Source organism: Micromonospora sp. NPDC003776 (genome assembly GCF_053605645.1).
This window is the reverse complement of record NZ_JBSGJR010000180.1, coordinates 1-11,263: the sequence shown is the minus strand read 5'-3', so window position 1 is coordinate 11,263 and position 11,263 is coordinate 1. Positions and strand designations below refer to the sequence as shown.

At 72.1% G+C, this 11,263-nt stretch carries 9 protein-coding genes; 6 read left to right on the top strand and 3 right to left on the bottom strand.

Annotated elements, in window-relative coordinates; genetic code table 11:
* Nucleotides 1–821, top strand: an 821-nt coding sequence (locus ACWEVO_RS16770; protein ID WP_452308433.1) for a MerR family transcriptional regulator, incomplete at its 5' end; no start/stop codon positions are given.
* A gap of 37 nt (nucleotides 822–858) precedes the next feature.
* Nucleotides 859–1,218 (top strand): YciI family protein, encoded by a 360-nt coding sequence (locus tag ACWEVO_RS16765; protein WP_452308432.1) that lies wholly within the window; start codon nucleotides 859–861, stop codon nucleotides 1,216–1,218.
* A 16-nt stretch (nucleotides 1,219–1,234) separates the two neighbouring features.
* On the opposite strand, the gene ACWEVO_RS16760 is transcribed toward ACWEVO_RS16765, so the two are convergent.
* Together ACWEVO_RS16760 and ACWEVO_RS16755 are read right to left on the bottom strand one after the other, a co-directional pair.
* Nucleotides 1,235–2,098 (bottom strand): phytanoyl-CoA dioxygenase family protein, encoded by an 864-nt coding sequence (locus ACWEVO_RS16760; protein WP_452308431.1) that lies wholly within the window; start codon nucleotides 2,096–2,098, stop codon nucleotides 1,235–1,237.
* A gap of 87 nt (nucleotides 2,099–2,185) precedes the next feature.
* Nucleotides 2,186–2,659: a cytidine deaminase family protein gene (locus ACWEVO_RS16755; protein ID WP_452308430.1), complete on the bottom strand. Its 474-nt coding sequence runs from the start codon at nucleotides 2,657–2,659 to the stop codon at nucleotides 2,186–2,188.
* Between the two features lie 150 nt (nucleotides 2,660–2,809).
* Between ACWEVO_RS16755 and hrpA the strand changes: the two genes are divergently transcribed.
* Nucleotides 2,810–6,805 carry an ATP-dependent RNA helicase HrpA gene (gene hrpA, locus ACWEVO_RS16750; RefSeq protein ID WP_452308429.1) on the top strand — a complete coding sequence of 1,332 codons (3,996 nt, stop codon included), beginning with the start codon at nucleotides 2,810–2,812 and terminating at the stop codon, nucleotides 6,803–6,805.
* 3 nt (nucleotides 6,806–6,808) lie between these two features.
* Here the strand turns inward: hrpA and ACWEVO_RS16745 are convergent, their stop codons facing one another.
* Nucleotides 6,809–7,744: a LysR family transcriptional regulator gene (locus ACWEVO_RS16745; RefSeq protein WP_452308434.1), complete on the bottom strand. Its 936-nt coding sequence runs from the start codon at nucleotides 7,742–7,744 to the stop codon at nucleotides 6,809–6,811.
* Between the two features lie 71 nt (nucleotides 7,745–7,815).
* Between ACWEVO_RS16745 and ACWEVO_RS16740 the strand changes: the two genes are divergently transcribed.
* From ACWEVO_RS16740 to ACWEVO_RS16730, 3 genes are read left to right on the top strand one after another with little or no spacing between them, the layout of a single operon-like run.
* Complete coding sequence (locus ACWEVO_RS16740; protein ID WP_452308428.1) at nucleotides 7,816–8,505, top strand: succinate dehydrogenase cytochrome b subunit; 690 nt, start codon at nucleotides 7,816–7,818, stop codon at nucleotides 8,503–8,505.
* A gap of 1 nt (nucleotide 8,506) precedes the next feature.
* The gene (locus ACWEVO_RS16735) at nucleotides 8,507–10,441 is read left to right on the top strand and encodes a fumarate reductase/succinate dehydrogenase flavoprotein subunit (RefSeq protein WP_452308427.1); all 1,935 of its coding nucleotides are present in this window, start codon (nucleotides 8,507–8,509) and stop codon (nucleotides 10,439–10,441) included.
* On the top strand, nucleotides 10,438–11,199 hold the full coding sequence (locus ACWEVO_RS16730; RefSeq protein WP_452308426.1) for a succinate dehydrogenase/fumarate reductase iron-sulfur subunit: 762 nt from the start codon (nucleotides 10,438–10,440) through the stop codon (nucleotides 11,197–11,199). Before ACWEVO_RS16735 ends, ACWEVO_RS16730 begins: the two co-directional genes overlap by 4 nt.
* Nucleotides 11,200–11,263 lie beyond the last annotated feature (64 nt).

Here is an 11,263-nt window from a genome sequence, read left to right as displayed (position 1 = left end):
ACCCGAGCGGCCGGCGCCGCTACGGCATCGAGGCCGTCGCCCGCCTGGACCTGGTACGCACCCTCCGCGACCTGGGTCTGGACCTGGCCACCATCCGCCGGGTGGTGGACCGGGAGATCCCGCTCGCCGAGGTGGCGGCGGCACACGCCGAGGCACTGGCGACCCAGATCCGGGTGCTGCGGCTGCGCCGCGCGGTGCTGGCGGCGGTCGCCCGACGTGGCTCCGGCCCCGAGGAGATGGAATTCATGCACGAACTGGCCCGACTCACGGCCGACGAACGTCGACGGCTGATCGACGAGTTCCTCGACGCGGCCTTCACCGGCCTGGACGCCGACGCCGGGTTCGCCGGCATCCGCCGGTCCCTCACCCCCGAACTGCCGGAGGAGCCCGAGGTCGAACAGGTCGAGGCCTGGCTCGAGCTGGCCGAGCTGACCCGGGACCCGGACTTCCGCGCCGGGCTGCGGCGGCTGGCGGAGCAGCACGCGGCGGACCGGGCCGGCACCCCGGGCGTGCGCCCGGACGCGGTGGCGATCACCCGGGACCAGGTCGCGCCGGCGCTGGCCACCGGCGTGGACCCGCCCTCCCCCGCCGCCGGGCCGGTGGTCGCCGCGGTCACCGCCCGGTACGCGCGGCTCTGCGGCCGCTCCGACGACGCCGACCTGCGACGGCGACTGCTGGACCGGCTGGAGTCCGCGAACGACCCGCGCCGGGAGCGGTATCTGCACCTGCTCTCCGTGGTCAACGGCTGGCCGACCGGTGACAGCCTGGGCCCGGTGCTCGACTGGTCGATCCGCGCGCTGCGGGCCCGGACCCCGGAGTAGCCCGGTTTCCACCGGTTCGCACCCCTACCCTGACAGCATGCGATTCGACCAGCACACGGTGGTGCTCCTGGTCCGCCCGGACGACGCGCCCGAGCTGCCCCGGGACGCCCTCGACCGGCTGCAGGACACCCACCTGGCCCACCAGGCCGGGCTGGTGGAGCAGGGGGCGGTCCTGGCGGCCGGCCCGTTCCTCGGCGGCGACGATCCGGCGATCCGTGGCTTCGTCGTGCTCTCGGTGGACCCGCAGATGGCCCGCGAGCTCTACGCCAACGACCCGGCGGTACGCGCCGGGCAACTGGTCGCGCGGGTGCTGAGCTGGATGGTGCCGGAGGGCAGCGTCCGCTTCGAGGCGGTACCGGTGCCCCGCTCGATGCTCGAGGCCGCCGCCGGCGACTGACCGGTCCGGCCGGGGCTCACTCCGCCCCCATCACCAGCCCCTCGATGGTGTGCTTCTGGCGGATCGGGACGAGGGTCTCGACCACGGGGCAGCGCAGGTGGGCCCGGACGAGTTCCGGCAGGCGGTCCCAGTACCCCCGGGTGACCGCCAGGTCGTGCTGGGCGGCGTTGCCCGCTCCCGGCGCGTCGACGCCGAGCACCAGCACCGGCCGGGCCTGCTCGCTGACGTTCGGGGTGCCCCGGTGGATGGTGAGCGCCGAACGCGCCGAGATGTCGCCGCGCTGCGGGTACTTGCGCACCGCGCGGGCCTCGTAGCGCGGATACCGCTCCTTCGGCGGGAACATCTCGTGGTCGAAGTCCCGGCCGTCGTCCCACTGGGTGCCCGGGGCGATCTCGAACGGCCCCATCTCCTCCACGGTGTCCACCGTGGTCAGGTTGAACGCCAGCGAGGTGAGCCGGCGTCGCAGCCGGGTCTCCTCGGGCATCGGGAAGTCGCGGTGCCAGGGCTGCGTCTTCGCGCCCGGGAAGGGAGTGTCGAAGCCCAACTCGACGATCTCGTAGTCGGGGCCGAGCACCGCCCGGCACACCGCCACCACCCACGGGTGGGTGACCAGGTCGACGAAGCCGTGCAGCTGCTCGGGGTGGATCTCGACGTACCACCGCTCGGGCCCGCGGCCGACGGCACCGTCGGGGCGGGCGCGGGCCTCCCGGAACGCTGCGTCGATGTCCTCGCCGACCCGCTCGACCCAGTCCACCGGGAAGGCGCCGCGGCAGGCGGTGATGCCGTCGCGGTAGAGATCACCAAGGGCTTCGACCGGGACCTCGTCCTCGGGCCCGCCCGGGGCGGGACGGTCGGTGGCCGGGGCGGCGTGCGCTGTCATCGGGCCTCCTCGTCAGCGGACGACCCGAGTATTACAACGTTGTAGAACGCGGGCAAGAGCTGCCGCCGGCCCTGCGGGCATGAGCGGTCAGTCCTCGGCCGCCTGGCGGCTGCCCGGCACGACCGGCATCGGCCACACCCCGGTACGCGGCGCCGCCGGCACCTCCACCTGGTGGTCCGCCCAGACGTACGTCTCGGGCAGCAGGTTCGCCACCGGGACCGCGCGCAGCCCGTCCGGCGGGCCGACGATCACCTTGATCGACGGGAAGTAGTCGAGGAGCACCTGGCGGCAGCGGCCGCACGGCGGGATGACGCCCCGGCCCCGGTCGCCGACCGCGACGATCGCCTCCACGTCGTTCGCACCCGCCGTGGCGGCCGCGCCGATGGCCACCACCTCGGCACAGGGCCCGCCGGTGAAGTGGTAGACGTTCACGCCGCTGAAGACCCGGCCGTCGGCGGTTCGCACGGCGGCCGCCACGGTGTGGTTGTCGCTACGGCAGCGCAGCTTGGCCACGGCGGTGGCGGCCTGTACGAGCGCCCGGTCGATGTCCTTCATGATCATCCCCGTCTCCTCGTCGACCCCGGTCGGCGGAAACTCTAGCCCGGTCGACTGTCGGGACCTGGGACGGCACGCCCGCACCGTGGCCCCCGCCGGCGGCGACCGGTAACCCGGGGGCGGTACGGCGGGCGGCTGCCTATCCTTGGCGACGATATGCAGAATCCAGCCGCACCCGCCGTACCCGAGACCGCCCGCGACCTGCACCGCCGCCTCTCCCCCCTGATGTTCCGCGACCAGCGCCGGCTGCAGCGTCGCCTCGACGGGGTCCGGAAGCTGCGGGATCCGCAGCGGCGGGATGCGGCGCTCGCCGAGATCGCGGCCGAGGTGGCCCGGGCCGAGGCGCGGCTGGCCGCCCGGCGGGCCGCCGTGCCGGCGATCACCTACCCGGCGCAGCTGCCGGTCAGCGAGCGCAAGGACGACATCGCCGCCGCCATCCGCGACCACCAGGTGGTGATCGTGGCCGGCGAGACCGGCTCCGGCAAGACCACCCAGCTGCCCAAGATCTGCCTGGAGCTGGGGCGCGGCGTCACCGGCCTGATCGGGCACACCCAGCCCCGCCGGCTCGCCGCCCGTACGGTCGCCGACCGGATCGCCGAGGAACTCGGCACCGAGCTGGGCGACGTGGTCGGCTACAAGGTCCGCTTCACCGACCAGGTCAGCGAGCACAGCCTGGTCAAGCTGATGACCGACGGCATCCTGCTGGCCGAGCTGCAGACCGACCGGATGCTGCGCCAGTACGACACGCTGATCATCGACGAGGCGCACGAGCGCAGCCTCAACATCGACTTCATCCTCGGTTACGTCCGGCAGCTGCTGCCCCGCCGCCCCGACCTCAAGGTGGTCATCACCTCCGCGACCATCGAGACCGACCGCTTCGCGAAGCACTTCGCCGACGCCGAGGGCAACCCCGCGCCGGTCGTCGAGGTCTCCGGCCGCACCTACCCGGTCGAGGTGCGCTACCGGCCGCTGGTCGAGGTCACCGAGGCCGAGGAGGAGGACGAGGCCGACGAGGAGACCGTCCGGGACCAGATCCAGGCGATCGGGGACGCGGTCGAGGAGCTGGCCGCCGAGGGACCCGGCGACATCCTGGTCTTCCTCAGCGGCGAGCGGGAGATCCGGGACACCGCCGACGCGCTCGGCAAGCTGGTGCAGAAGAAGCGCAGCCTGCTGGGCACCGAGATCCTCCCGTTGTACGCCCGGCTCTCCACCGCCGAGCAGCACCGGGTCTTCGCCCCGCACAGCGGGCGGCGGGTGGTGCTCGCCACCAACGTGGCGGAGACCTCGCTGACCGTGCCCGGAATCAAGTACGTGGTGGACCCGGGCACCGCCCGGATCTCCCGCTACTCCAGCCGGCTCAAGGTGCAGCGGCTTCCCATCGAACCGGTCTCCCAGGCGAGCGCCAACCAGCGCAAGGGGCGCTGCGGCCGCACCTCGGACGGCATCTGCATCCGCCTCTACGACGAGGAGGACTTCGCGTCCCGGCCGGAGTTCACCGACCCGGAGATCCTGCGCACCAACCTGGCCTCGGTCATCCTCCAGATGACCTCGATCGGGCTGGGCGACATCGGCGCCTTCCCGTTCATCGACCCGCCGGACCGGCGCAACGTCACCGACGGCGTGAACCTGCTGCACGAGCTGGGCGCGCTGGACCCGGCCGAGACCGACCCGGCGAAGCGGCTCACCCCGCTGGGCCGGCGGCTGGCGCAGCTCCCGGTCGACCCCCGGCTGGCCCGGATGGTGCTGGAGGGCGAACGCAACGGCTGCGCCACCGAGGTGATCGTGATCGCCGCCGCGCTCTCCATCCAGGACCCGCGCGAACGCCCCGCCGACAAGCAGGCCCAGGCCGACCAGGCGCACGCCCGGTTCGCCGACAAGGAGTCCGACTTCGTCGCGTACCTGAACCTGTGGCGGTACCTGCGGGAGCAGCAGAAGACCCTGTCCTCCAGCGCGTTCCGGCGGATGTGCAAGGCGGAGTACCTCAACTACCTGCGGGTCCGCGAGTGGCAGGACATCGTCAGCCAGCTGCGCCAGGTGCTGCGTACCGGAGACAGGGGCGACGGCCGGCGGGGGGCCGGCGCGGACCTGCCGGAGGAGATCGACACCCCGAAGGTGCACCAGTCCCTGCTGCCCGGCCTGCTCTCCCACCTCGGGCTCAAGGACGCCCAGAAGCACGAGTACCTGGGGGCGCGCGGGGCGAAGTTCGGCATCTTCCCCGGGTCGGCGCTGTTCAAGAAGCCGCCGCGCTGGGTGATGGCGGCCGAGCTGGTGGAGACCTCGCGGCTCTGGGGCCGGGTGGCCGGCCGGGTCGAGCCCGAGTGGGTCGAGCCCCTCGCCCAGCACCTGGTCAAGCGCAGCTACAGCGAGCCGCACTGGGAGAAGAAGCAGGCCGCGGTGATGGCCTACGAGAAGGTGACGCTGTACGGCATCCCGATCGTCACCTCGCGCAAGGTCAATTTCGGTCGGATCGACCCCGGCCTGAGCCGGGAGCTGTTCATCCGGCACGCCCTGGTCGAGGGCGACTGGCAGACCCACCACCAGTTCTGGCGGGACAACCAGCGGCTGCTGGCCGAGGTCGAGGAGCTGGAGAACCGGGCCCGGCGGCGGGACATCCTGGTCGACGACGAGACCATCTTCCACTTCTACGACCAGCGGATCCCGGCCGACGTGGTCTCCGGCCGGCACTTCGACACCTGGTGGAAGAAGACCCGACGGGAACGGCCGGACCTGCTCACCTTCACCCGCGAACTGCTGATCAACTCCGGTCGCGGCGGGGTGGACGAGGAGGACTACCCGGACGAGTGGCGGGCCGACGGGGTCACCCTGCCGCTGACGTACACCTTCGACCCGGGCACCCCCACCGACGGCGTCACGGTGGACATCCCGCTGCCGCTGCTCAACCAGGTGCCCGCGGAGAGCTTCGACTGGCAGGTGCCCGGCCTCCGGGAGGACCTGGTCGTCGCGCTGATCCGGTCGCTGCCCAAGGCGATCCGGCGCAACTTCGTCCCGGTGCCCGACTTCGCGCGGGCCGCCCTGGCCGCGATCACCCCCGGCGAGGAGCCGCTGCTGGACGCCCTCACCCGCCAGCTGCGCCGGATGACCGGGGTGACCGTCCCGCCGGACGCCTGGGACCTGGCGAAGCTGCCGCCGCACCTGCGGGTCACCTTCCGGGTGCTCGGCGAGGACGAGAAGCCGGTCGCCGAGGGCAAGGACCTGCCGTCCCTGCAACGCCAACTCCGCCAGGAGGTACGCCAGGTCGTCGCGGCGGCCGCGCCGGACGTCGCCCGGACCGGCCTGAAGGAGTGGAGCATCGGCGCCCTGCCGCGCACCATCGAGCAGGTCCGCGCCGGATACGCGGTGACCGCGTACCCGGCGCTGGTCGACGAGGGCGCCACCGTCGGGGTGAAGGTGTTCGACTCCCCCGCCGAGCAGGAGGCCGCGCACTGGGCCGGCACCCGCCGGCTGCTCCGGCTCACCGTGCCCTCCCCGGCGAAGTTCCTGCAGGGGCGGCTGAGCAACGAGGCCAAGCTGGCGCTGTCGCGCAACCCGCACGGCGGGGTGCCGGCGCTGATCGAGGACGCGGCCGGCGCCGCGATCGACAAGCTGATGGCGGACGCGGGCGGCCCGGCCTGGGACGCCGAGGGCTTCGCCGCGCTGCGCGACAGGGTCCGTGCCGACCTGGTCGACACCGTGGTCGAGATGATGAACCGGGCCCGCCAGGTGCTCGCCGCCGGGTACGCGGTGGAGCAGCGGCTCGGCGCGACGCGGAACCTGGCCGTGGTAGCCGCCCTGGCGGACATCCGCAACCAGCTCACCGGCCTCGTGCACGCCGGCTTCATCACCGAGGCCGGCTACGCCCGCCTGCCCGACCTGCTGCGCTACCTCACCGCGATCGAGCGCCGGCTGGACCGGCTGCCCGGCAACCCGCAGCGGGACAAACAGCAGCAGGACCGCATCGCCGTGGTGCAGCGGGAGTACCAGGACATGCTGGCGGCGCTGCCGCCGGCGAAGCGGCAGTCGGCGGCGGTCCGGCAGATCCGCTGGATGATCGAGGAGCTGCGGGTGAACGTGTTCGCGCAGGCGCTGGGCACCCCGTACCCGGTGTCGGAGCAGCGCATCTACCGGGCCATGGACGACGCCGAGGGGCGCTGAGGCTCAGAGCGGCTCCACGCCCGCCGGGAGCCGGTCGGCCGCGGTCGCGTCGTGGACGTACTCGAGCAGTATCCGGCGCAGCTCGCGGCCGGCGTGGGTGGGCACCACATCCCGGCGGCGGGCCACCGCGATGGTGCGCCGTACGCCGGGCGGGGCGAGCCGGGTGACCCGGATGCCGGCCCGCCGGGCCACCACGATGCCGGGGACCAGGGCCGCGCCGAGCCCCGCCTCGACGAAGCTGAGCACCGCGTCCATCTCGCCGCCGTCCACCGACAGGGTGGGCTCGAAGCCGGCCTCGCGGCACGCCTGCAGGGTGGCGTCGCGCAGGTCGTAGCCCTCGCGGAACATGACCAGGGGTTGGTCGCGCAGGTCGGTGATGCGCAGTTCGCCGGTGACCGGGTCGGCGGGCAGCGGGTCCACCGAGGCGACCACCAGGCTCTCCCGCAGGATCGGATCGGCCCGCAGGCCGGGGTCGGTGCCGGCGGACGGCATGATGATCAGGGCCAGGTCGAGGTCGCCGCGGAGCAGGTCGCGGACCAGGTCCTGGGAGCCGCCCTCCTCGACCCGCAGGTCGACGGTGGGGTGGGCGTCGCGGAACCGGCGCAGCACCGGGGGCGCCAGCGAGGTGGCCAGGCTGGGGGTGGCGCCCAGCCGGACCCGGCCCCGGCGCAGGCCGACCAGCTCCTGCACCTCGCGGGTGGCGGTGTCGACGTCGGCGAGGATCCGCTTGGCCAGCGGCAGCAGCACCTCGCCGGCGGCGGTGAGGGCGATGTTGCCCCTTACCCGCTCGAAGAGCGGGGCCCCGAGGTCGGTCTCCAGGGCGTGAATTTGCTTACTCAACGACGGCTGGGTGATGCCCACCAGGTCGGCCGCTTGGGTGAAATGTCGTACTTCTGCGACCGCCACGAAGTACCGGAGCTGATGGAGCTGCATCTGGATAGCTTATGGCTATCAAGACTGCGAGGTCGATGCATTGGACGACTGATCAAACTGCTCATAGCGTCGGTCACGTGGTACTCACGAAAACTCGGTCGCCCATCCGCACGAACGTCGGCCTGAAGGCCGTCATGGCGGTGACGGGCATCCTCCTGGTGCTGTTCCTGATCCTGCACATGCTCGGGAACCTGAAGATCTTCACGGGCGAGACCTCGTTCGACCACTACGCGCACTGGCTCCGCGAGATCGGGACGCCGCTGCTGCCGTCGACCTGGTACCTGTGGATCCAGCGGACGGTGCTCACCGTCGCGGTGCTCGCCCACATCGCCTCGGCCACCGTGCTGGCGATGCGCGCCCGGGCCGCGCGACCGGTGGCGTACGCGCACCGCCGGAAGATCCACGTGAACTACGCGGCCCGCACCATGCGCTGGGGTGGGGTGATCATCCTGCTCTTCGTGATCTACCACATCCTGGACCTGACCACCGGTCACCTGAACCCGCAGGGCGACGCGGCCAACCCGTACGGCAACGTGGTCGCCGACTTCGCGCCGGAGCGCTGGTACGTCACCCTCTTCTACGTCCTGGCCGTCGTCACCATCGGCTTCCACCTGCGCCACGGCGCGTTCAGCGCCTTCCGCAGCCTCGGCCAGCAGACGCCGAAGGGTGAGCGCCGGGCCAAGAACGCCGCACTGGTCTTCGCCGTCGTGCTGACCGCCGGCTACCTGGTGGTCCCGTTCGCCGTTCTCACCGGATTGGTGGCCTGACATGGATCTCTACACCGAGGGCGACCCGATCGCCGACACCCGGGCCCCGGACGGCCCGATCGAGACCCGGTGGGAGCGCCACCGGTTCGAGATGAAGCTGGTCAACCCGGCCAACCGCCGGAAGCTGACGGTGATCGTGGTGGGCACCGGGCTGGCCGGCGGCTCCGCCGCAGCGACCCTGGCCGAGCAGGGCTACCACGTGAGGTCCTACTGCTACCAGGACAGTCCGCGCCGGGCCCACTCGATCGCCGCCCAGGGCGGCATCAACGCCGCCAAGAACTACCGCAACGACGGCGACTCGGTGCACCGGCTCTTCTACGACACCGTCAAGGGCGGCGACTTCCGCTCGCGGGAGTCGAACGTGCACCGGCTGGCCGAGGTGTCGGTCAACATCATCGACCAGTGCGTCGCCCAGGGGGTGCCGTTCGCCCGCGAGTACGGCGGCCTGCTGGACACCCGCTCCTTCGGTGGCGCGCAGGTACAGCGCACCTTCTACGCGCGGGGCCAGACGGGCCAGCAGCTGCTGCTCGGCGCGTACCAGGCCCTGGAGCGGCAGATCGGCCTGGGCAACGTGGAGATGAACTCCCGCCACGAGATGCTGGAGCTGGTGATCGTCGAGGGCCGGGCCCGCGGCATCGTCGTGCGCGACCTGGTGACCGGCGAGATCAGCACCGAGATGGCCGACGCGGTCGTGCTCGCCTCCGGCGGCTACGGCAACGTCTTCTACCTCTCCACCAACGCCAAGGGCTGCAACGTCACCGCCTCCTGGCGCGCGCACCGCAAGGGCGCCTACTTCGCCAACCCCTGCTACACGCAGATCCACCCGACCTGCATCCCGGTCTCCGGCGACCACCAGTCGAAGCTGACCCTGATGAGCGAGTCGCTGCGCAACGACGGCCGGGTGTGGGTGCCGAAGGCCAAGGGCGACACCCGCGCGCCGCGGGACATCCCCGAGGACGAGCGGGACTACTACCTGGAGCGGATCTACCCCTCCTTCGGCAACCTGGTCCCCCGCGACATCGCCTCCCGGGCCGCGAAGAACGTCTGCGACGAGGGTCGCGGCGTCGGCCCGGGCGGGCTCGGCGTCTACCTCGACTTCGCCGACGCGATCAACCGGCTCGGCCGCAAGGCCATCGAGGCGAAGTACGGCAACCTCTTCGAGATGTACGAGCGGATCACCGGCGAGGACCCGTACGAGGTCCCGATGCGGATCTACCCCGCCGTGCACTACACGATGGGTGGCCTCTGGGTCGACTACGACCTCCAGTCGAGCATCCCGGGCCTGTTCGTGATCGGCGAGGCCAACTTCTCCGACCACGGCGCGAACCGGCTCGGCGCCTCGGCGCTGATGCAGGGCCTGGCCGACGGCTACTTCGTGCTGCCGAACACCCTCGCGAACTACCTGGCCTCCGGCCCGCTCGAGAAGGTCGACGCCAGCCACCCGGAGGCGGTGGCGGCGCGCACCGAGGTCGAGGAGCGGCTCCAGAAGCTGCTGGCGATCAACGGCGACCGGACCGTGGACTCGTTCCACCGGGAGCTGGGCCAGATCATGTGGGAGCACTGCGGCATGGAGCGCAGCGAGGCCGGGCTGCGCAAGGCGATCGACGAGATCCGTACCCTGCGCGACGAGTTCTGGCAGCGGGTCCGCGTCCCCGGCGACGGCGAGGGGCTCAACCAGTCGCTGGAGAAGGCCGGCCGGGTGGCCGACTTCTTCGAGCTGGCCGAGCTCATGTGCATCGACGCCCTGCACCGCGAGGAGTCCTGCGGCGGCCACTTCCGGGCCGAGCACCAGACCCCGGACGGCGAGGCGCAGCGCGACGACGACCGGTTCGCCTACGTGGCGGCCTGGGAGTACACCGGCACCGGTCAGCCCGTGCTGCACAAGGAAGACCTGAAGTTCGAATACGTCCACCCGACGCAGCGGAGCTACAAGTGAATCTGACCCTGCGCATCTGGCGCCAGAAGGGCCCTGAGGACAAGGGTCAGATGGTGACCTACCAGGTGCAGGACGTGTCCCCGGACATGTCGTTCCTGGAGATGCTCGACGTGCTGAATGAGCGGCTGATCCTCGAGGGCGAGGAGCCGGTCGCGTTCGACCACGACTGCCGCGAGGGCATCTGCGGCATGTGCAGCCTCATGATCAACGGCGAGGCGCACGGGCCGCAGCGCGGCACCACCGCCTGCCAGCTGCACATGCGGCAGTTCAAGGACGGCGACACGATCGACATCGAGCCGTGGCGGGCCCGGGCCTTCCCGGTGGTCAAGGACCTCGTGGTCAACCGCAGCGCCTTCGACAAGATCATCGCCGCCGGTGGGTACATCACCGCGCCGACCGGCAGCGCGCCCGAGGCGCACTCCACCCCGGTGGCCAAGGCCAACGCGGACGCCGCCTTCGAGTCGGCCGCCTGCATCGGCTGCGGCGCCTGCGTGGCCGCCTGCCCGAACGGCTCCGGCATGCTGTTCACCGCCGCCAAGATCACCCAGCTCTCGCTGCTGCCACAGGGCCAGCCCGAGCGGTACACCCGGGTGATCGGCATGGTGGACGCGCACGACGAGGCCGGCTTCGGCGGCTGCACCAACATCGGCGAGTGCGCCGCGGCCTGCCCGAAGGGCATCCCGCTGAACACCATCGGCCGGCTCAACCGGGACTTCCTCAAGGCGACGTCCAAGCGCGCCGGCACCCCGGGCTCCTGACCCCCGCGGCGGGCCCACCGCCGTCCGACCCACCCGACCGCCGCGCCCCGCACCGGGGCGCGGC